The sequence below is a fragment of the Aquibacillus saliphilus genome (assembly GCF_020404745.1).
In the GTDB taxonomy this organism is placed as follows: domain Bacteria; phylum Bacillota; class Bacilli; order Bacillales; family Amphibacillaceae; genus Aquibacillus; species Aquibacillus saliphilus.
This window is the reverse complement of record NZ_JAIZAP010000030.1, coordinates 12274-33852: the sequence shown is the minus strand read 5'-3', so window position 1 is coordinate 33852 and position 21579 is coordinate 12274. Positions and strand designations below refer to the sequence as shown.

Genomic DNA, 21579 nt, shown 5'->3' with positions numbered 1-21579 from the left:
GACTTCCCATCATTTTAAATGAGTAAGATCCCTCAGAGACGATGAGGTTGATAGGTTCGAGGTGGAAGCGTGGTGACACGTGTAGCTGACGAATACTAATAGATCGAGGACTTAACTAAAAAATTATGAAGCGAAAGATTGATGTCTTGTTCTTCTTATCTAGTTTTGAAGGTGCATAGCCTTTAAATAACAGGAAGTTTCATACCTGTTGGTCTAGTGGCAATAGCGGAGAGGTCACACCTGTTCCCATGCCGAACACAGTAGTTAAGCTCTCCAGCGCCCATGGTAGTTGGGGCTTTGCCCCTGCGAGAGTAGGACGCCGCTAGGCATTAAATTCTTAATAAGATTAAGTTCAAAGTATAGTTGATATGTGAAGCGAAATGTAATACTAACAATATTATATTTTTGATAATATTCCACAGTAGCTCAGTGGTAGAGCTATCGGCTGTTAACCGATCGGTCGTAGGTTCGAATCCTACCTGTGGAGCCATTTGCTTCCATAGCTCAGCGGTAGAGCACTTCCATGGTAAGGAAGGGGTCGCCGGTTCAATTCCGGCTGGAAGCTCTGTAAACTAGAACTAAGATGGCCCGTTGGTCAAGTGGTTAAGACACCGCCCTTTCACGGCGGTATCACGGGTTCGAATCCCGTACGGGTCACCATATTATAATAAACCATATAAAACTATGTTTATCGGAGGATTAGCTCAGCTGGGAGAGCACCTGCCTTACAAGCAGGGGGTCGCAGGTTCGAGCCCTGCATCCTCCACCATATATGCCGGCCTAGCTCAACTGGTAGAGCAACTGACTTGTAATCAGTAGGTTGGGGGTTCAAGTCCTCTGGCCGGCACCACTTATCACTTTAACAGGTTACTACTGAGTATTGTGATATTAAATTCTTAATTCTAATAATGGAGGGATAGCGAAGTTGGCCAAACGCGGCGGACTGTAAATCCGCTCCCATCGGGTTCGTAGGTTCGAGTCCTACTCCCTCCACCATTATATTAAAATAATAGGAATTATCCTAAATTATTTAACACTATTTTTTATTGGGCTATAGCCAAGCGGTAAGGCAACGGTTTTTGGTATCGTCACGCGCTGGTTCGAATCCAGCTAGCCCAGCCATTTTTATTTAATTAAATAGGTGTGGTTTTATGAGCCATTAGCTCAGTCGGTAGAGCATCTGACTTTTAATCAGAGGGTCGAAGGTTCAAGTCCTTCATGGCTCATCAAATAATTAATCAATTAAAATAATTGTGGAAGGAATTCTTTAAAAGGAAACTCCTTCCTGATTTTTTGTATTGTGGATTTTTAAAATGGGGCCTTAGCTCAGCTGGGAGAGCGCCTGCCTTGCACGCAGGAGGTCAGCGGTTCGATCCCGCTAGGCTCCACCAATTTCAAACTAAATTTAATTGTTAAAATAACCAATGGATTGGGTCCGTATCATATTACAGACCCAATCCATTTTATATTTTCAGGAAATTATAAAATGGATTGCTATGGATAATTAATTCCTAAGTTAGTCACGTCCAGCTCCGTTGCCTACGCTTTTGTTCATGCATTTATTGAGAAATGTATATATATACATATTTTTGTTGAGTTGAGTCAGGACACCAATTTGTCTACAATAAGTGATGAAGGAGGACTACTAATTATGAATAATCAATTATCAGTAATAGGAGTTCCAATGGACTTAGGGCAAAACCGTAGAGGTGTTGACATGGGACCGAGTGCTATCCGTTATGCAGGAGTAATCGAAAGACTTGAACGACTTAACTATGATATTGAAGATTTAGGAGATATCAAAATATCTCACGCAAATAGAAAAGAAGTAGAGCTAGAGGATAAATTGCGAAATCTAAAAGAAGTTACAGATGGTAATGAAAGACTAGCACTAGCTGTTAAGAAAGTGGTCGAAGAAGACAGATTCCCACTAGTTCTTGGTGGAGACCACAGCATTGCGATTGGTACTTTAGCTGGTATTGCTAGCCATTATAATAATTTAGGTGTTATTTGGTATGACGCACATGGAGATTTAAATTCTTCAGAAACTTCTCCAACAGGTAATATTCACGGTATGCCGCTTGCCGTAAACTTAGGTATTGGTAATGAAAAGTTGATTAATATTTTAGACTACCAGCCAAAAATTAAACCAGAGAACATAATAATAATTGGTGCAAGATCGTTGGATGAAGGTGAGAAAGAGTTAATCAAGGAAAAAGGAATTAAAGTTTATAGTATGCATGAAGTAGACCGGTTAGGGATGTCTAAGGTAATAGAAGAAACAATTGAATACTTTAAAGATCGCGTCGACGGAGTTCATTTAAGCTTAGATTTAGATGGCTTAGATCCTAATGATGCTCCTGGTGTTGGGACACCTGTTATTGGAGGATTAAGTTATAGGGAGAGTCACTTAGCCATGGAAATGCTCTCAGAAGCAGACATTATTACATCAGCAGAATTTGTAGAAGTAAACCCAATTTTGGATGAAAAAAATAAAACAGCTACAGTAGCAGTCGGATTGATGGCATCCTTATTTGGCGATAAATTAAAATGAGAAACAGAAGATCCTTGTTACTATAACAAGGATCTTTTATTTTAATCTCTCAATTTTGAATTAGAACAAGTTTATAGATGAATTTTTATGTTGTTACATCTTTTACTAAATTCACTTTATTAGTTAAGTGAATTTAGTATTTAATGGTTACTTAACCGCAGTCAGAGAAGGAGTTAGTCCTTTGTATGGGATAAGTTAATGTATTATCTAAATTTATTCAGAACAGATACATTTTTTTATCCATATGGCCCGCTTAAACTGTTATAATTATTTTGTAGAATTTTACAAAAGAGTATATAAAATAACTTTATATAACAAATTTAAAAAATATATTAAATAAGTGAAACCTCATGAATAGGTCATACGTAAATGTAGTGACCGCAAATAGCGGAGGTAGGTATTTAGATGGAAATGATGATAAAAGAAAAAATTAAACAAGTTAAAAAAGGAAATCAATCTGCTTTTGAAGATGTTGTAGCCTTTTATCAAAATAAAGTCTATCAAATATGCTATCGGATAATAGGAAATGCTCATGAAGCAGAAGATCTTGCACAAGAAACCTTTATTCGAGCGTATGTAAATATACATTCTTTTGATAGTCGGAGAAAGTTTTCAACTTGGTTATATCGAATTGCGACTAATATTACTATTGATAGAATAAGGAAGAAAAAACCAGACTACTTTTTAGATGCAGAAGTAAAGGGAACTGATGGTTTAGATATGTATTCACAGCTATCTTCTGATCAACCGTTACCAGAAGATGAAGTGGAAAGCATTGAGTTACAAAACTATATTCAAGAAGAAATTATGAATCTTCCTGCAAAGTACCGAAGCGTCATTGCGTTAAGGTTTGTTGACGAATTGTCCTTAAATGAAATAAGTGAAATCTTAAATATCCCTGTTGGTACGGTGAAAACTAGGATTCATAGAGGACGAGAAGCGCTTCGAAAAAGGCTTCGTCATGTGTAAAGGAGTGTGATTCAAATGACATGCAAAAATGAAATCATTTATTTAATGCATAAGTACCTAGATGGACATTTGGCAAAAGAAGAAGAGAAACAACTGCGCTCTCATTTGCAATCTTGTGAAGCTTGCCAGCAACATTTTCATGAGTTAAAAAGAACGGTCACTCTTTTAAAAAGCAATAGTCATATCCAAGCACCTGACACTTTTACTAATAATGTTATGGGTAATTTACCTAAGGAAAAAAAGAGAGTCAGTTATATGCGTTGGTTTAAAGGTCATCCGGTAATTACTGCTGCAGCGGTTTTCTTTATATTTATGTTTGGAAGTATGTTCACCGCATGGGACCAAGATACTCAACTTACCGTATCAAAAAATAAAGACTTGGTAATCCAATCTGATAATACAGTCATTGTTCCGGAAGGGATAACGGTAGAAGGTGATCTAGTAATTAAAAATGGAGACTTAAAAATTGATGGGTCAGTTAATGGTGATGTAACGATCATAAATGGTCAACACTTACGTGCATCAGCTGGTGACATTACTGGTGAAATTGAACAAATCAATCAAGTTTTTGAGTGGATATGGTATCATGTGAAGGATATGACAAAAAGTGTTTTCGCACTAACTAAAAGATAATTAGTTATTAATCGATTTACTAATAAAACCTTTGTTGATATGGTATCTACAACAAAGGTTTTATTTATGGACTGTTCATTAAGAAGATTTGTGACTGGGAAGTGGTTTAAGTGTTCTTAGAAAAAGGTAAACTACTTTTAAGTGATTCGCATTGTAAATTGCATTATTGATTAAAAAAGATATATGCTATAATAAATAAAGTCATTATTTTACAGATTGGAAGAGGAATTCATGTGTATAAGGATGTGTGAACATGCTTGACGGGGACCTGAATCTTTTAAGCCTTTTACGTATTGGTGTAGATATAGCCCTTGTCTGGTATGTATTATATAAATTAATTATGCTAATAAGGGGCACCAAAGCAATCCAGTTATTAAAAGGGATTTTTATGGTGTTAGGGATTTGGTTTTTAAGTATTATATTTGACCTAAGAACGGTACAGTGGATTATGTCGCAAGCTATTATGTGGGGTTTCCTCGGTATTATTATTTTATTTCAACCTGAACTTAGACGTGCATTAGAACAACTCGGGCGAGGAAGTTTCTTTGCTAGAAATAGTAACTCTGAAGAAGAAAGCCTTAATCGCACGATTGATGCTATTGTTAAGTCTTGTAATTATATGGCCAAAAGAAGGATTGGCGCTCTTATTACAATTGAAAGAGAAACAGCAATGGGTGACTATATCGAAACCGGAATCCCGATTAATGGCAAATTAACCAATCAATTGTTGACGAATATATTCATACCCAATTCACCATTGCACGATGGTGCTGTAATTATAAAACATGAGGAAATTGTTGCAGCCGCATGCTATCTGCCACTATCTGAGAGTCCATTCATTTCAAAGGAATTAGGTACTAGGCATAGAGCGGCCATGGGAATTGGAGAAGTAACGGATGCTTTAACGATTGTGGTATCTGAGGAAACTGGTCAAATTTCTTGTACGAAGAACGGTGAATTACATAGAGACCTAGACCAGGATAAACTAATGGAAATATTACGCCAAGAATTAGAAGATAAATTGAAAGCCCCTGCTACAAGAAGCTGGAACTGGAGGGGGAAGAAAAATGGATAATTGGTTAAAAAGCCCTTGGGTAATACGGTTTGTTTCTTTAGCTTTAGCGATATTACTTTATACAACTGTTAGCCTTAGCGAAAACTCTGAACAATCGGATGCCGGTCTTGATTTTTCTGATGTTATAAGTAGTTCCGATGAGGTACAGACAATTGAAGACGTACCTGTTGATATTAAAATTGATGAAGAGAAATATGTAGTAAGTAACGTACCTCAAACTGTATCGGTGACTTTAGAAGGTTCATACAGTAACGTTACATCTACTACTACACAAAGAAATTTTGACGTATTTGTTGATTTACAAGGCCTTGAACCAGGCACATATATGATTGATTTACAACATTCAGGTATATCTGATAACTTAGATGTTTATATTGAACCTAAGGAAATAGAAGTAATTATTGAAGAAAAAGCAACTAAAGAGCATGATGTAACCATTGATTATATTAACGAAGATCAAATAGAATCAGGTTTTGAAGTTGGTGATGCTAAGATCAATCCAGCTAAGGTGACAATTACTAGTTCAAAAGGTGTTGTTGAAAAAATCGCTGTTGTTAAGGCGTTTATTAATCTCCAAGGAGTGGACAAGCCTATAGAAAACAGAGAAGCTCCGGTGAAAGTTTACGACAGTGAAGGAAATGAATTAAGTGTTCGAGTGGAACCAGCTACAGTAGAGGTTTCTGTTGACGTTAGAAGTCCGAGTAAAGTTGTACCGATCGAAGTGCCAACTACTGGTGAGGCAGAGGAAGGAATAACGATCAATTCAATTACTTCAAATCCAACAGAAGTTAGGGTTTTTGCTTCTGATGATGTTCTAAAAAACATTGAATCAATTAAAACCGACGAAATTGATTTGTCAGAAATAACAGAAGCAACAACAGTTGAGTTACAGTTAAATGCACCTGAAGACATTAGACGAATGGAAACAGAACAAGTTGATGTCAATATCCAATTAGAGAGAACAGAGGAAAGAGTTTTCAATTTACCGATAGAAATAGAAAACTTAGATGAGGATTATTCGTTAACCTTTGTTGAACCAACAGCTAGTGAATTGAGTTTGACTGCTTTTGGTTTAGAGGAAGAACTTAGTAACCTATCAAATGAAGACTTTCAAGTCTCTATTAACATGGAAGAATACCAAGAAGGAGAATTTGAGATTCCTGTAGAAATAGTTGCTCCTGAAGGATTAAACTTTGATGTTGAAAATACAAATGTACTAGTCCGAGTCGAATAGTTACAGGTTACTATCTTAGTGTAAAACATCGAATAAGTAATGAGACAAATAGAGGTTTCACATCCCAATTTCGGTTAAAAAGTTTTTTTCTAAAAGGAAGTAGAGGGAGGTACATCATGGGAAAATATTTTGGTACAGATGGAGTAAGAGGAATAGCGAATAAGGAATTGACCCCTGAGCTAGCATTTAAATTGGGGAGATTCGGTGGATATATACTCACAAAAGAAATATCAAAGCCGAAGATATTAATCGGACGTGATACAAGAATTTCAGGAAATATGCTTGAAGGAGCACTTGCAGCTGGACTCCTGTCTATAGGCGCAGAAGTGATGCGTCTTGGCGTTATTTCGACGCCTGGTGTTGCTTATCTAACGAAAGCAACTAGTGCAGCGGTGGGGGTAATGATATCAGCGTCTCACAATCCAGTAGAGGATAACGGTATTAAATTTTTCGGACCCGATGGATATAAACTAACAGATGAACAGGAAAAAGAAATTGAGTACTTACTAGATCAACAAGAAGACACGCTACCGAGACCGATTGGAGCGGATTTAGGTCAAATAAATGATTACTTTGAGGGTGGTCAGAAATATATTCAATACTTAAAGCAATCTGTTGAATCTGATTTTACAGATTTACATATAGCATTAGATTGTGCGAATGGTTCAACATCTTCATTAGCGCCACATCTATTTGCGGATTTGGAAGCAGATATTGCTACGATAGGATCTTCACCTAATGGATTGAATATCAATGCGGGAGTAGGTTCTACCCATCCAGAAACATTACAAGCATTCGTGGTGGAAAAAGAAGCAGACATGGGATTGGCATTTGATGGTGATGGAGACAGATTAATTGCTGTTGATGAAAAAGGAAATATTGTCGATGGCGATCAAATTATGTATATATGTGCTAAGTATTTAAATGATAAAGGTTTACTTCGTCACTCAACAGTTGTTTCTACGGTTATGAGTAATATTGGCTTTTATAAAGCCCTAGAAAATAATGGGATGAAAAGTGATAAAACTGCTGTAGGAGATCGTTATGTGATGGAAGAGATGCGCAAGGGAGGATATAACTTAGGCGGAGAACAGTCCGGCCATATTATATTCTTAGATTACATTACTACGGGTGATGGAATGCTGACAGCACTACAGCTAGCAAACGTGGTCAAAGAAACAGGTAAGCCGCTATCACAGTTAGCAAGTGAAATGGAAAAATTCCCACAAGTACTTGAAAACGTGCGAGTAGTGGATAAACATGAAGCACTTGTAAATCCTCGTATTCAAGAAGTAATTGATAAAGTTGAGAAAGAAATGGGAGATCAAGGTCGTGTGCTTGTCCGTCCATCCGGAACAGAACCATTAGTACGTGTTATGGTTGAGGCACCCACCAAAGAAGAATGTCATAAGTATGTCGACGAGGTAGTCCAGGTTATAGACGAATTATTAGGAATGAAATAAAATTCAAATGCGCAAGTAGCTAACGTAAGCTGCTCGCGCATTTACATTTTCAACTACTGCTTAAATCATTTTGTTACCTCACATTTCGTGATATGAGAGCATAGTTTATAGCAAGGTTAACACTTGAAATTTTAATCGTTAAAAGTTAGTTATAACGGGTAATAAAAAGATTGCTAGTCACTTCATTCTCGGGTAAAATGGAATAAGTTCGTGTCATTCCAAACCTTTGGTTAAGACAAGAAGACACGAGTTCTTTATTCAAACATAGAAAGGAGTATCGATGTTACTATAGAATTATAAGCGCCAGGACTATTCCTATCGTAATGGAATAGTAGACGAGGTGGAGGATTATCGAGCACGTTCGGCGGATACCTCCCGGTTGTACACATCTCGACCGAAAGTTTTTATTTGAAAACAGAGAGGCGACTCTTTGTACAAGAATAAAATCAAGGTGATGAAATACACCGAGAAAGGGGCAATTAAACGCCCCATTATAATCAATTGGTCGTTAGTTGCCCCTTTAATCTTAAGGAGGAAACAACGATATGTGTGGAATTGTCGGATATATTGGAAATAATGATACAAAAGAAGTTTTACTAGATGGATTAGAAAAATTGGAATATAGAGGGTATGACTCTGCAGGAATTGCGACATTAAATGCTGATGGACTTCATTTATCTAAAGTGAAAGGCCGTATAGCAACTCTTCGTGAAAAAGTGAATAACTCTGTTCAATCAACAATGGGAATTGGTCACACGCGTTGGGCGACTCATGGAGCACCGAGCGAAGAAAATGCTCATCCACACCAAAGTGCATCTGGCCGATTTACTATTGTTCATAACGGGGTTATTGAGAACTTCTATGAAATTCGCGATGAAGTTTTATCAGGAATTTCATTAAAAAGTGAAACGGATACGGAGATTGTAGTTCAACTAATTGAAGTATTGAACAATAAATACAATAATGTGGCAGAAGCATTCCGCCAAACAATCGCTCTATTAAAAGGATCCTATGCAATTGCTTTAATTGATGCACAAGACCAAGATACTATTTATGTTGCGAAAAATAAGAGTCCATTACTTGTAGGACTTGGTGACGGATTTAACTTGGTTGCAAGTGATGCAATGGCTACATTAAAGCAAACGGATCGCTATTTGGAAATCCACGATAAAGAAATTGTTATCGTTAATCGAGATTATGTTGAAATTCAAAAATTAGATGGTATTGCAGTCGAACGCGAGCCATTTACTGCAGAAATTGATGCAACCGATATTGAAAAAGGTACGTATCCACATTTTATGCTTAAAGAAATAGATGAGCAGCCACCAGTTATTCGAAGAATTATTCAAGAATATCAGGATGAAAATGATAATATTAAGTTAGATCCTGAAGTGCGTCAAGCACTCCTTAATACGGACCGGGTCTATATTATTGCTGCGGGAACGAGCTACCATGCTGGTCTTGTAGGGAAACAATTAATCGAAAAGCTAGCTAATGTGCCTGTAGAAGTCCACATTGCAAGTGAATTTTCTTATAATATGCCGTTAATTTCTGAAAAACCACTATTTGTGTTTATTTCACAAAGTGGCGAAACAGCAGACAGCCGTTCTGTGTTAGTGCGAATTAAAGAACTAGGACACCCTGCGTTAACGATTACTAACGTTCCGGGTTCAACCCTTTCTCGTGAAGCAAACTATACGTTACACTTACATGCTGGGCCAGAAATTGCAGTTGCTTCAACGAAAGCATATACAGCTCAAATTGCCGTATTGGCAATCTTAGCGGTAGATACTGCCCAAGCAAAAGGTATGAATTTAAGCTTTGATCCACTACAAGAGCTGGGGATAGCTGCAAGTGTAATGGAATCATTAACAGATCAAAAAGAAGAATTTGAACAGCTAGCAAAGGAATATTTCCAAGAAACTCGCAATGCATTTTACATTGGCAGAGGCATGGATTATTTTGTAGTTCAAGAAGCTTCATTAAAATTAAAAGAAATTTCCTATATACAAGCAGAAGGATTCGCTGGTGGAGAATTAAAGCACGGAACAATTGCTTTAATTGAAGAAGGTACACCAGTAATCGCACTGTCAACGCAAGAAAATGTTAATTACTCAATTCGTGGTAACGTGCAAGAAGTAGCGGCACGTGGAGCGAAAACATGTGTCATAAGTATCAAAGGACTAGATCAAGAAACTGATGCTTTCGTATTACCGCATGTGCACGAACTATTAACACCATTAGTAAGTGTTGTTCCAATGCAATTACTTGCTTATTATGCAGCTTTACACCGTGAGTGTGACGTTGACAAACCAAGAAATTTGGCGAAAAGCGTGACTGTCGAATAATTTTTTGAGGAATAGAACAATAATTGTTCACAGATATTAAAGTATGTAACTCGACATTAATGTCGGTAACTAACAAACAGTATATTACTGAAATTGTAAAATGCGATTATTAGTTTTGTTTGAATTATCATAAATATGTTTGCGGCGTTAGAGTGATGTTGATAATCAGTTTCAAAAGAATAAAAATATTATTTTTATTTAAAAAGTCCCTTGAGAATTCTCAAGGGACTTTTTGCGTTTTGTAGACATCTTAGGCTCTCCACAATTACTTGAAGGGGGGATAAAATGTCTAAGGGATTGCAAGTGGCGCCTCATTAAAACGGCCTCAGCCCTAGGAATATAGAGATAAATCCGCTTAGATCAATTTTATATTTCCACTGTCTACTTAGCCGAGGGTAGTCCAACGCACGTCAGTTTATTGCCCACCAAAAATTGAATTTCTAAGTTTAAACCTATACGCAATAAAAGTGAAAAGGAAACCTAGAATACCAGCTAAAAGAAGAAAGGTATATTGTCTGAATGAAAAGCTAATTGCAAAGTTATGAATGACAGGATTAAACCATTCAAATATAACGGAAAAAATCCATATATTCGCTATTTCTCGTGCTAATGGCATCAGCATATTTACGCCCGCAAAACCACCGCCAATAATATACGTTCCAATAGCGATTAAAATAATCAATGGTTGCAATACACGATACTGTTTAAAGCATGCTCCTAGTAGGAGGCCGATTCCAGCGCAACCAATTAATAGAGGAATAATGGATAGATATACAAGTAATATATTATAAAAATGAAAATCAAAATGTAAGAATAATATCGACAAAGTTAATGGAATTAATGAAATGATCAAACTCACATATACTGACGTTAGGATAATACCAAGTCCCGCCGTTATTGATCCAGTTGGAGTCAAAATAATTTCTTTTACGCTTCGGTTTTCATGATCAAAAGCATGTAAATTGGCTGCTATGATCATGGAACCTAAAAATAGAGTTAACAGAACGCTACTTCCTCCATAAAATGCTGAACGCCAAACATCATTAGGTTGTTCTGTCACTTGATGTGATATGACCTTTAGTTCACCTTGTTGTTCGAAATATTTGTTTAACGCATGTTCTACTCTTAAACGAACATTCTTCATAGCATCACTGTTTATATTGTAGGTTTTTAATTCAATATTTTTACTTTCTACAAAATTATCAGGTATTTTAATGAAAAGATGTAATCTTCCTTCAGAAACTTTTTTTTCAGCTTCATAAGGGTTCATTTCAATTAAATCAAAATATGGAGTGATATTGGACTCACTATTTTTAAATGCCTCCATTAGTGCTTGTGATTCTACACTTTTTGATTCATCAGCGATCACAACAGGCCAGTTGTCTCCTCCCCCTCCAAATATAACCACCATTAAAAAGAGTAATACAAGCGGAACAATAATGGGTTGAATTAACATTTGTTTTTGTCTTATTAAAATTTTCATATTTCGGTTATGAATAGCTAAGATTGCTTGCCACTTTTTCATATAAATGCCTCCCGAATTTATTGTCCCTGGGTAAAGGAAAGTTGTTTGTTCAATTTAATTAAAGCAATTATTATCATAAGTCCTACCCACAATGCCATATAGAATAACGCTCCCCAGTTTATTGCTATTTGCTCGAAGCCTTCAACGGTAAAACGGATTGTATCAATTATTTCTGAACTAGGCCACCAACTACCTAACCGCCACAACCACTCTGTCATTCCTCCATGAGCAAAACCTCTGATGTAAGATTCTAGACTACTTACTAAAAATTCACTCATTCCTATCACGACACTAATTGGTACAATAGGCAACGTCTTTTTAAATAAGACTCCAAGTAATACACCCGCAGCACTCCCGTACAAAAAGAAAAGCAATAAGTAAAACCAAACCAAAGTAGTCATTTGGCCAATTGGATAACCTAAAAGTATATAAAGCAACGGTAGAACTAATACGGTGTTTACAACGGTGACTAGAAAGGCTGTAACCCATTTTCCAACAATCAAAGGTAAAAAACCTTTAGGAGTTAAAACTATTGATTTAGCAGTTCGTTCTTCCCATTCTCTTGCCATTAAAGTCCCTGTACTTACCATTGAAGTTAATAAGACTGAGAAAATAAGCAACCCCGTGCTGACATAACTTTTCATTGGGGTATCCTGCACAAAAGTCATATCTTCATTGGTTGAAATAATCGATTCCTCGTTTAAGCTCTTATGAAATTCATAAAGAGCATGATCAATTCGTAGTTGATAGTTCTTCGTTCCATCTGAATTAATATTAAATACTTTTAACTTTAACGCTGATTGCTTACCTGTACTAAGATTTTTCTCAAACGATTTAGGAATTTCTAATAAGGCATCGACTTGTCTATTATTGTATTTTTCAAAAGCCAATTCAGAATCTAATGTGATGATTTCTAAATAAGGTCCCTCTACTGATTTTATTTCTTGTAAAATATCAATAAAGCGGTCCGTGTAAGGTCCTTCTGAATGATTGGCGATAACAATAGGATTAGTGGATGAAGTATGAATGACTAATGCGTAAAAAATAATAAATAGTAAAGGAACCAATAGGCTTATAATAGAAAACATTGGTTTACGAATGATTAATAATAGATCCTTACATACGATGGCTAATATAGAATGAAACAATCGTGTTCACTCCTTTCTTTAATCTCTTAATTCTTTCCCTGTAAAATGAAGGAAAACATCTTGGAGATTTGGCTCACTATAATCAAGATGACTCATATGCTTCTCATACTTGCTTAATTGTTGTAAAAGTTGAAATTGAATATTTAATGTATTCGTATTCACATTAAGTTGGTTTCCTTTAAATGTTACGTCGTAATCTTTAGCTATATAGTCATATACCTGTTTGGCATATGTTGTATCAGTAAAGTGAATGATCATCTGTTTTTGACCAATATACCTCTTTAATTCATTTGGAGACCCTGATTTCACTGGCTTCCCTTTATCGATAATCAATACTTGCTCCCCAAGTGCTTCAGCTTCTTCCATGTAATTTGTTGTTAAGATAACAGTTTTTCCTTCTAAAGCAAGTGTGCGGATCTGCTCCCAAATGGCATTTCTTGATTGCACATCAACGCCCAATGTCGGTTCATCTAGTAATAGTATTTCTGGTTCTGTTAATAACGCTCGTGCTAATGCTAATCTTCTTTGCATTCCTCCAGAAAAAGTTCCTACTCTATCATTCTGTCTATTCTTTAGTTGGACAATGCCTAATACTTCATCTACCTTTTTGGAAATATATTTTCGATTAACACCATAATATCGAGCATGAAACAGCAAATTCTCTCTAGCAGTTAAATCATTGTATAATGCAGTTTCTTGAGGTACCAAGGAAATCTTTCGAAGGACGGTTTTCCTTGACTTACTAGGTTTCATTCCTAATACTGTTATATCTCCATGGGTTGGTTCTAACAAACCATTAATAAGGTTTATTGTCGTTGTTTTTCCTGATCCATTAGGCCCTAAGAGACAAAATATTTGACCATTTCTTATTTTTATATCTAGTTTTTCTAGTGCTTTAAATTCTTTTTTACTATTTTTATTAAAGATTAAGTCTACCTTGTTAATTTCAACGACAAACTTTTCCTCAATCAGTTTGTTATTATCCATGTAAAACACTCCTTTTAATAATAATACTGTACAGTTTGGTTTGATTATAGAAAAATGGTAAACCCTTATATTAAAGGGCTTAAATGTGAATAGTATTTTTATTGGATTGATTTTATAAAGTAGTGAATAATAGATGCTATTTTTTCGCGACTAGGTATAGTCACTTGATACTTTGGTACTAACAAACCATCTAATAGGATATATGTTAGCAACGGTCCGATTAGCATACGCGCAACAACATCCGTATCTGCTTCTTTTATTTTGATCACATCTTTTTTATTTGCTTGCGAAAGAATGTTTCTGATTGTACCTATAACTTGTGTTGGGACTGCCTCTTTAAATAACTCTCCGAGTTGAGGGAAATAAGCCATTTCTGCTAATATTATCCTTGTCATCCCCAAATATTCAGGCTGTACTAAACTTTCACTAATCTTCTCAGCAACCATTTTCAAGAGCGTTGTTAACTCGTCAATAGTGTTTATTTCGATGTTTTGAGTTAGCTTAAATTTATTTTCAATATCAATCTCCCCAATTAAACTTTGAAATACATCATAGAGTAAGTCTTCTTTACTTTTATAATAACTATAAACCGTTTGTTTTGATACCCCAGCCTCCTTTGTTATAGCATCCATACTGGTATTTGAAAATCCCTTTTCCAAAAACAATCGCTGTGCAGCTAATTGTATTTGTTCTTTTTTCTTTAATGCTCTAGAAGATAACTTCGTCATGTAGTTTATAGCTCCTTTAAAATAAAACTGTACTGTTTAGTTTGATTTTAATGTGAAATTATTTATATGTCAACAGCTATTTTGTTCTTGAATAGCATTTTTAAAGGGGATCAATGAGGAGAGGGGAATATGATGAATATTTGGATGTGAGCATTTTAGTTCTTATAGAAAGATATTGTGTTATGAAGAAAGTTTAATCAGTGCACCCCAAATAATCGCAGTCTTTGACAATCTCCTTCATGCCTAAAAAAGCTCATTCGAGTTTGAAAAGTCTTGAAACACTATTACCTTCTATTCAACTTGATAAAGTAAAAGAGTCCATCCCTTCCTCTGGATCTGGCATTAAAAAAATTTAATCTAAAAAATGTCTGCTATTAAAGAATTAGCAGACATTTTTTAGTTATTTTATGAATGACTAATGTGAATTGGGATTATAGGTAGTGAAGAAATAGAAAAATTCAATGTAATCGACTTAATCTCAAAACGGGTCAGCTGACTGAACGCTGCTCATACCAAAAAGCTGAAAAATGAGCTTCTCGCAAGTTTTATTCAACTCATGAGAAGCTTCATAAACCCATCGGTTTTCCCGTGACCGAAACGCTTTATTGTACTAAGGAACAAATTTCCAAAATGCTATAACACGATCCACAAGATTCATATATATAAGAATTCATTCAAGAAATAGGGTACTTTGCTTTGAAAATATATTTTACGCTTCTCAACATAGCTTCTGATTTCTTGAAAAAACACGTCGTCAAGGATGGGATATTTAACTGTACGAACTTGATCAGCCTGTGAATTATGTGCAATGACTAGATCGATACTGGCCAGTAAATTTTGCACCATCTTTCGGGAAGGTTTAACCCGCAATACATCTTGAAATACTTGCTGATCTGCTTTAACATCTAAGGCATGATAAGGTAATTTCATATCAATATGGACGCCATCTACAAGCTCTTCTTCATAGAGTTTTTTTACTTTATCATGATAAAGCCCGCTTGTTGTCACAATGATTTTGCCCTGAAATGATTCCCTCGTCTGTTGAAGTACATCACAAATATCATTTATATTGTCAATTAGAAACTCCCCACCACTAAACATAATCGCATCAAATAAAAATCCGCTTTTTTCCAAATAGAAAAACAAATCATCCGTCGTCTTATATTCCTTGGGTGTATGAGCAATAATCTCATCATAGTTATGACAACCAAAGCAATGGAAGGGACAACTCGATAAAGAATGCACCAATAAGGTTGTATGATCGGGCAAATCGTTAAAGGTTCGAATAAAGTTTTGATAAAATTTCATCCTATACCGCCAGTTAAAACCGGAATAGCCAGCCTTACTGACGAACCACCACCTTCATTGTATCTTCTTTAAGGCGATGGCGTCCGGTCCAGTCATGCCTTCTTGCTTTTGACCAGAAATTGTGTTTCCCTCCATAGTAGCCCTTTTCATCAACTTGAATATTGTTACGTGCAATCATTTTTAAGTAACCAATCACCCGACTAAAGGTAGCGATATCTGTTGACTGACAAGTTGGGCATTGATGAATATTTTTAGAGTCTTCAGCAATGATCTTTTGCCCACAGCTCATACAAGACGTAATCGTTGGCGTCAAGGTGATATAGTTGATCGGTTTTTCAAAAATTTTATCCAAATAACGGGCTAGTCCTTCTGAGGAGACTTTAGATTCAAGAAAATGATGGAGGACACTTCCGGAAGTGGCATACCCCTGAAATTCTGCACTATTTTCTAATTGTTCTAAAAAGTTCTCCTCGGAAAATGAAGTCATGCAACCGCTTGTCAGATATGGATTTTCTCCTTCACCTTGAACAAAAATATCGCGACCTATCTTCTCTGCCCACTTCACATCATGACGTGCAAGTTTTATCGCAGCATTTTCAGCTGGTGCATATTCAACACCACAAGCAACTTTATCCCTGACGATAAATTCATTGATGATTTCAGTTATATATTGCATCAACTTATGAGCTAGTAATTTACCTTTTTCACTCTTGATTCCTTCAGGATAACCCAAATTAACTAAACCTTCATTCATACCAGTGATGGCAAAAACATTGAAATAGTTTTTCAGATTATCGTTGTAGGCGAAGAAGGTCGGATACAATTCTTTATTATGTTCAATCCAGTTTCGTTTCGCCATATGGGCTTTCTGCATGATTTCCATGTAGTTCCGTATTTTTTCTTTTAATAAATGAATATCATGACCGAACTCTAGTATCATGCGGTTCATATTCAGGTTCAATACTTGCACTGCGCCAGTTGAACCTGTAGAAGAACCAAACACGCCGCCACCTGCCTTTGATAGTGTTTCTAGATTAATTTGCAGGCGGCAACACAAACTGCGGCTCACTTCTGGATCTTTTGCCTGAAGCAATGGATTCAATTGCTTATAATAAGGATCTTCAAATGGTTTGGTCTTGAAGTTTTCAAAATAAACACCACCCCAATTGTACATTTTATCCAAAAGCTCTAGAAACAGTGTGTTCTCATAATTAAATCGATCATCGATTTGCACGGTTAAAAGTGGAAAAGTGAACGGGATACCATGGCTACCTGTTCCTTCGCTCATCACATCGATAATCGCCTGGTTAATGTGATCAAAATAGGTGCTTGGAATATCTTTGTATTGAATAAAACGTAATTCACCACCAATCACGACATACTCATCTTTGATTTCTTCAGATGGTTTCCCGAATTCCAGTGTAATATTGGAAAAACTACTTTGTGCACCTGAACGAAGTGGCATGTTCAATTCCCACATTAAACTCTGAAATAGTTGTTTCAATTCATCACCTGTGTATGTGAAACCATGTTGTTCTTCATCATGCAAGTAAGAGGCAGCGATTGTTGACAGTTGTGCTAACATCACTGCACCCGAAACTTGCTGCGAAATTAAGGTGACCACATTGCTAAAATGTCTAATCAAGGTTGATAAGCGTTTTGTTGGCTTCGATGAAATCATATTTTTAGCAAGGGAAGGGATTCCCTTGGATGCGATATCCATACAGCTAATCGAAACGCAATAAGGTGCTAGCTGTTTGTCATGAACATAGACAACCCCCTCATCATACAACTCCTTTATTTCAGGTGGAAGTACATGGGCAAATAAAAATTCCTCTTCTACATGATTATTCAAATTGTGACGCAACAATGGGAGTGAATAGACATAGTTGCTATTTTCGTGTTTCAGGTAATCGGATTGTTTATCTTCTGCAGCCGATATAAATTTTTGGATAATTTGTTCCGTGTTCTTAAACATTCTCATCTCTCTCCCTTTTTGAATGTATGTACCATGTTCATTAATTCTGTGGGATTAACCCCAATGCTTCGTGCCAATTCCGTTCGATCATCAGCTATTAAAATTGTTGTTGGCACCGACATAATTTGATAGCTATTTGCCATTTCTCGCTTTTTTTCAGCATCAATAACGTCAAATGTCACACTTTGCTGCATTAAAAAATTGGAAACAACAGCACATTTCGGACAAGTAGCAGTTTCAAATTTTAATAGTTTCATTGTCAGCACATTCACCTTCTTTCAATTATCACAATTTACATTAACACTATATATGGTTTTTATATGTGACAAAAATCACTATATATTGATTTAGGTGATTAAAAACAAACAAGAATGAAAAATAGGGCACGAAGGAAAAAGAAAAACCGAGAAGGAGAACTAAATAAAAACAGAGGAAAAGATTACTCCTTTCATATTTTGTACACGCATGTCAAAAAGTAAGTGGTCACCTTTTATAAACCACCCAAAACGGGACGGCGTTTTACAATTGGGCTATAGTTCACTCAACATCCATGGTAGCTTTGAAGACAGAGGTGGCGTCAGGAAGTGGATTTACAACGTTAAGGGAATGACAATATTTTATCAAGATCACATTCAGGTTTTGGAGTTAAATTCAGTATAATTTCTAGAACTTGAAAAATGGTATTACATAAAAGTAAAGGAGCCTTCACCCAATGGATGAAAGCTCCTGCTCAGCACTTGGCTAGTTCACCAAGGCGTGCGTAAGTTTAAAAGTAGTTTATTTTTGTTGCTTAATGTATCGAACATTTTCTACGTATAATGTATCCTAACTCAACAGTTCTTAAAGCTGTCTGCAGCCATTATTTACTGACATCACTTGTGACTAGATCTTTTTGAAATTCATTTTTAAATTCTGTTGCATTAATATTTTTTGGTTTCCAGATTTGTGCAATTTGTTCGAGTGATTTATTTTTCGTTTCTGGAACAATTGTCATTACAAAGGTGAAGCAAATCACGTTAATTATTGCGAACATCCAGAATGTAAATGCCCCGCCCATGTTATTAATGAGAATTGGCGTGAACTGTCCAACTGCCCAGTTTGCCCCCCATAAGAACATAGTAGCAATACCAACAGCTTTAGCGCGCAAATGATTTGGGAAAATTTCTGGAATCATAATCCAAGGAATTGGACCCATCGAAACACAAAAAGATGCAGTGAAACCAGCTATAAATACAATTAGTAATGGACCACTATTCGCAGGTTCAAAGTAGAATACACTTCCAATAAGCACCATAAAAACTGCCATCAAACTTGAACCAACTGCCATCAATTTCTTTCTTCCAACTTTATCAATTAACAGAAGTGCTACAATTGTAAAGACTACCTGCACACTACCTATAATACTTGTTGCCAAGAACTCCGTATTATTTGCAAAGCCAACCATCCGGAAAATATCTGGACCATAGTATGTTACCGCATTCATACCGATCACTTGGTTAAACAGTGCAAGAAAAATCCCAACCCCCATAGCCATTCGCAAACCAGGCTTCAATAATTGTTTTATAGAAGTATTGTGCTCTGTTTCAATGGATGCTTTTATCTCTTTTGTTTCTTGTTTAGCAACTATTTCTCCATTGATTCGCTTAAGGGTTTGAAACGCCTCAGAGTCCCGTCCCTTTTGCATTAAAAACCTTGGACTTTCCGGGATAAAGAATAACAGGATAAAAAAGATTAACCCCGGAAATACACCATAACCAAGCATCCAACGCCAGCCTTCTTCTAATCCCCATGCATATGTACCACTGTTCGCTACACCATAGTTAATGTAAAAGGTAGCACTTATTCCGATGATAGTAAATAATTGATAAAGAGAGCCAAGTCTACCACGGATTGCTGGTGGCGCACACTCACTAATATAGGTAACAGACAAGGCAGAAGCAAAGCCAATCCCTAAACCGCCAATAATTCTAGCAAAAACTAACATAGTAACCCCTGTTGCAAAAGCAGATCCTAATGCAGAAATGATAAATAGTATTGCTGATAAGAACATGATTTTTTTTCGGCCGTATTTATCACTTAAGAAACCAGACAGTGCAACACCAAGTACTCCGCCGATCATAACACAGGAAATGACCCACCCCTGCATACTTGGAGATAAATTATACCGTTCCGCTAGAAAACCAATTGCCCCCGAAATAACGGCTGTATCAAAACCGTACATTAACCCTGCTACACCTGCTGCAATTGCTATTAAAATAACATACCATGATGAATGTTTTTGTAACATTGTAATTCTCCTCCTATTCTTGAGTTGCATACATATCAGCACAAAAAGTACAGATATGTGGTTTTAATTTGCCAATTTACTAACATTTTTTGCTGTTTAACATAAATCTAGCCAAGTTTGTTTTGCTTTTCCTGTAATCGTGTTCATGTTTTCGTTTTCATTATTGTTTTTACAATGTAATGTACATTCAACTTATCATGAAACCCCTTACTTTATAGCGCTTTCTTCTTTAAATTCTTGTTAAAATCTAGACTATTTTGTGAAATGTGAAAATCACCTAATAGTAAAATTAAGGGATTAACTCAAAATAAAATACAACGGAAAAATAGATTCTTATTTGCTGGTCATAATAAGGGTGATAACTTTTGAAAGGTGGGAATTTTATGAATTTAGAATGGTTTGACAGAGTTTGTGGTGAGTTGGGAGATAGTCTAAATTCGATTTGTAGTAAATATGATAAAGAAGGAAATATGTCAATTGAACGTGGAGCGAAACATCCGAGGATAGACTTCTTCATTGATAGTGAAGAAGCAGAAAGAGATTATTTTTGTACAATCCTGTTTGATCCGTATAATGAAGAATTCTATACTCCATCTTTTGAAGCGGATCTTGGTCATGTCAGTAAGGTAGTCCTGCCAGATATAGAGGATATTATTGATACTGTCCATGAAAGTTTGCATATTTATATGGATGATGATTTTATCGAAGACGAAATAATTGAAGTTGAAACGGATGATCATGATTCAAACAAGATTGAAGAGGAGTTATTAATAGACGATATTGATATAGAATGGGAAACTCCAGAGGTGACCGCGTATTACCTAGAAAACGAAGTGGAAGTATCTTATCAGTTCGGGGTTGCCCAAGAGACGGGTGATGGTGTATTAAAAAGAATTAACCGTATATGGACAGATGATGAGGATTTGTTAAAAGATGAAACAAGCTTTATGTTTAGTAAGGAAGAAGCAAGTACCATCATAGCCATGATAGCAAGTCATATGGATAATATAAGCGCCATGGACGATCACGTATAAAATGAAGGGAAGTACTGTCCAAATTATTGGGCAGTACTTTTAATTTAGGGAATTGAACTGATGATTTGCAAATTTAATATCTGGGATCTAAAATCATTATGATTTCCCTGACTACATTACACATTAGACTTCATAAGAGGGCTTCTATTGAAAAATTCAACCGCCAAAAGTAATTGAACATTCATGCGAAACGTTACAGTCTTTAAAGTATTCGAAATGAAAAATGTCATTAATGCTAAAATGACAGCAGTAAAAACGATTCACATATCGAATTAATCTTATATGGGAGCAATAACCTACCTAATCAA

The 21579-nt window shown here is 36.0% G+C and carries 16 protein-coding genes, 9 tRNA genes and 2 rRNA genes; 19 read left to right on the top strand and 8 right to left on the bottom strand.

What is annotated here, in order from left to right:
• From LD272_RS21055 to glmS, 18 genes are all read left to right on the top strand, one after another.
• A 23S ribosomal RNA gene (locus tag LD272_RS21055) occupies window positions 1-119 on the top strand; the annotation flags it as partial.
• A 93-nt stretch (window positions 120-212) separates the two neighbouring features.
• A 5S ribosomal RNA gene (gene rrf / locus LD272_RS21050) occupies window positions 213-328 on the top strand.
• Between the two features lie 87 nt (window positions 329-415).
• Window positions 416-490: transfer RNA gene (locus tag LD272_RS21045), tRNA-Asn, on the top strand.
• A gap of 3 nt (window positions 491-493) precedes the next feature.
• A tRNA-Thr gene (locus LD272_RS21040) sits at window positions 494-565 on the top strand.
• Window positions 566-585: 20 nt separating this feature from the next.
• Window positions 586-660, top strand: a tRNA-Glu gene (locus LD272_RS21035).
• Window positions 661-693: 33 nt separating this feature from the next.
• Window positions 694-769, top strand: a tRNA-Val gene (locus tag LD272_RS21030).
• Window positions 770-774: 5 nt separating this feature from the next.
• Window positions 775-850, top strand: a tRNA-Thr gene (locus tag LD272_RS21025).
• Between the two features lie 60 nt (window positions 851-910).
• A tRNA-Tyr gene (locus LD272_RS21020) sits at window positions 911-996 on the top strand.
• Between the two features lie 51 nt (window positions 997-1047).
• Window positions 1048-1122 (top strand) — tRNA-Gln (locus LD272_RS21015).
• A 31-nt stretch (window positions 1123-1153) separates the two neighbouring features.
• Window positions 1154-1226, top strand: a tRNA-Lys gene (locus tag LD272_RS21010).
• Between the two features lie 89 nt (window positions 1227-1315).
• Window positions 1316-1391: transfer RNA gene (locus LD272_RS21005), tRNA-Ala, on the top strand.
• Between the two features lie 260 nt (window positions 1392-1651).
• Entirely contained in the window at window positions 1652-2554 is a 903-nt protein-coding gene (rocF, locus tag LD272_RS21000; protein ID WP_226038563.1) for an arginase, read from the top strand.
• 405 nt (window positions 2555-2959) lie between these two features.
• Window positions 2960-3523: an RNA polymerase sigma factor SigW gene (sigW, locus tag LD272_RS20995; RefSeq protein ID WP_226038562.1), complete on the top strand. Its 564-nt coding sequence runs from the start codon at window positions 2960-2962 to the stop codon at window positions 3521-3523.
• Between the two features lie 15 nt (window positions 3524-3538).
• Window positions 3539-4156, top strand: a complete 618-nt coding sequence (locus LD272_RS20990) for an anti-sigma factor family protein (protein WP_226038561.1) — start codon at window positions 3539-3541, stop codon at window positions 4154-4156.
• A gap of 253 nt (window positions 4157-4409) precedes the next feature.
• Complete coding sequence (gene cdaA, locus LD272_RS20985) at window positions 4410-5231, top strand: diadenylate cyclase CdaA (protein WP_226038560.1); 822 nt, start codon at window positions 4410-4412, stop codon at window positions 5229-5231.
• Window positions 5224-6465: a CdaR family protein gene (locus LD272_RS20980; protein ID WP_226038559.1), complete on the top strand. Its 1242-nt coding sequence runs from the start codon at window positions 5224-5226 to the stop codon at window positions 6463-6465. The genes cdaA and LD272_RS20980 overlap by 8 nt, the downstream gene beginning before the upstream one ends.
• Window positions 6466-6581: 116 nt before the next feature.
• Window positions 6582-7928 (top strand): phosphoglucosamine mutase, encoded by a 1347-nt coding sequence (gene glmM / locus LD272_RS20975; protein WP_226038558.1) that lies wholly within the window; start codon window positions 6582-6584, stop codon window positions 7926-7928.
• 545 nt (window positions 7929-8473) lie between these two features.
• The gene (glmS, locus tag LD272_RS20970; RefSeq protein ID WP_226038557.1) at window positions 8474-10276 is read left to right on the top strand and encodes a glutamine--fructose-6-phosphate transaminase (isomerizing); all 1803 of its coding nucleotides are present in this window, start codon (window positions 8474-8476) and stop codon (window positions 10274-10276) included.
• 415 nt (window positions 10277-10691) lie between these two features.
• Here the strand turns inward: glmS and LD272_RS20965 are convergent, their stop codons facing one another.
• The 8 genes from LD272_RS20965 to LD272_RS20930 form a co-directional block, all read right to left on the bottom strand.
• Window positions 10692-11801 (bottom strand): ABC transporter permease, encoded by a 1110-nt coding sequence (locus LD272_RS20965; protein ID WP_226038556.1) that lies wholly within the window; start codon window positions 11799-11801, stop codon window positions 10692-10694.
• 17 nt (window positions 11802-11818) lie between these two features.
• A complete protein-coding gene (locus tag LD272_RS20960; RefSeq protein ID WP_226038555.1) occupies window positions 11819-12949 on the bottom strand; it encodes an ABC transporter permease in 1131 nt (376 codons plus the stop codon).
• A gap of 18 nt (window positions 12950-12967) precedes the next feature.
• Entirely contained in the window at window positions 12968-13936 is a 969-nt protein-coding gene (locus LD272_RS20955) for an ABC transporter ATP-binding protein (protein ID WP_226038554.1), read from the bottom strand.
• A 98-nt stretch (window positions 13937-14034) separates the two neighbouring features.
• Window positions 14035-14664: a TetR/AcrR family transcriptional regulator gene (locus tag LD272_RS20950; protein ID WP_226038553.1), complete on the bottom strand. Its 630-nt coding sequence runs from the start codon at window positions 14662-14664 to the stop codon at window positions 14035-14037.
• A 654-nt stretch (window positions 14665-15318) separates the two neighbouring features.
• Window positions 15319-15972, bottom strand: coding sequence for a 4Fe-4S cluster-binding domain-containing protein (locus tag LD272_RS20945; RefSeq protein ID WP_226038552.1), 654 nt, complete (start codon window positions 15970-15972; stop codon window positions 15319-15321).
• A 34-nt stretch (window positions 15973-16006) separates the two neighbouring features.
• A complete protein-coding gene (gene nrdD, locus LD272_RS20940) occupies window positions 16007-17950 on the bottom strand; it encodes an anaerobic ribonucleoside-triphosphate reductase (protein WP_226038551.1) in 1944 nt (647 codons plus the stop codon).
• Between the two features lie 2 nt (window positions 17951-17952).
• On the bottom strand, window positions 17953-18207 hold the full coding sequence (locus LD272_RS20935; RefSeq protein ID WP_226038550.1) for a thioredoxin family protein: 255 nt from the start codon (window positions 18205-18207) through the stop codon (window positions 17953-17955).
• 602 nt (window positions 18208-18809) lie between these two features.
• Complete coding sequence (locus LD272_RS20930) at window positions 18810-20237, bottom strand: sugar porter family MFS transporter (protein ID WP_304511991.1); 1428 nt, start codon at window positions 20235-20237, stop codon at window positions 18810-18812.
• A 383-nt stretch (window positions 20238-20620) separates the two neighbouring features.
• Here LD272_RS20930 and LD272_RS20925 point away from each other — a divergent pair, with 383 nt between their 5' ends.
• A complete protein-coding gene (locus LD272_RS20925; protein WP_226038548.1) occupies window positions 20621-21271 on the top strand; it encodes a hypothetical protein in 651 nt (216 codons plus the stop codon).
• The last annotated feature ends 308 nt before the right edge of the window (window positions 21272-21579 follow it).

What these genes read in the sequence shown, in the direction of transcription:
- rocF (WP_226038563.1), top strand. Translation starts at nt 1,652, where the DNA reads ATGAATAATCAATTATCAGTAATAGGAGTTCCAATGGACTTAGGGCAA.
- sigW (WP_226038562.1), top strand. Translation starts at nt 2,960, where the DNA reads ATGGAAATGATGATAAAAGAAAAAATTAAACAAGTTAAAAAAGGAAAT.
- LD272_RS20990 (WP_226038561.1), top strand. Translation starts at nt 3,539, where the DNA reads ATGACATGCAAAAATGAAATCATTTATTTAATGCATAAGTACCTAGAT.
- cdaA (WP_226038560.1), top strand. Translation starts at nt 4,410, where the DNA reads ATGCTTGACGGGGACCTGAATCTTTTAAGCCTTTTACGTATTGGTGTA.
- LD272_RS20980 (WP_226038559.1), top strand. Translation starts at nt 5,224, where the DNA reads ATGGATAATTGGTTAAAAAGCCCTTGGGTAATACGGTTTGTTTCTTTA.
- glmM (WP_226038558.1), top strand. Translation starts at nt 6,582, where the DNA reads ATGGGAAAATATTTTGGTACAGATGGAGTAAGAGGAATAGCGAATAAG.
- glmS (WP_226038557.1), top strand. Translation starts at nt 8,474, where the DNA reads ATGTGTGGAATTGTCGGATATATTGGAAATAATGATACAAAAGAAGTT.
- LD272_RS20965 (WP_226038556.1), bottom strand. Translation starts at nt 11,801, where the DNA reads ATGAAAAAGTGGCAAGCAATCTTAGCTATTCATAACCGAAATATGAAA.
- LD272_RS20955 (WP_226038554.1), bottom strand. Translation starts at nt 13,936, where the DNA reads ATGGATAATAACAAACTGATTGAGGAAAAGTTTGTCGTTGAAATTAAC.
- LD272_RS20950 (WP_226038553.1), bottom strand. Translation starts at nt 14,664, where the DNA reads ATGACGAAGTTATCTTCTAGAGCATTAAAGAAAAAAGAACAAATACAA.
- LD272_RS20945 (WP_226038552.1), bottom strand. Translation starts at nt 15,972, where the DNA reads ATGAAATTTTATCAAAACTTTATTCGAACCTTTAACGATTTGCCCGAT.
- nrdD (WP_226038551.1), bottom strand. Translation starts at nt 17,950, where the DNA reads ATGTTTAAGAACACGGAACAAATTATCCAAAAATTTATATCGGCTGCA.
- LD272_RS20935 (WP_226038550.1), bottom strand. Translation starts at nt 18,207, where the DNA reads ATGAAACTATTAAAATTTGAAACTGCTACTTGTCCGAAATGTGCTGTT.
- LD272_RS20930 (WP_304511991.1), bottom strand. Translation starts at nt 20,237, where the DNA reads ATGTTACAAAAACATTCATCATGGTATGTTATTTTAATAGCAATTGCA.
- LD272_RS20925 (WP_226038548.1), top strand. Translation starts at nt 20,621, where the DNA reads ATGAATTTAGAATGGTTTGACAGAGTTTGTGGTGAGTTGGGAGATAGT.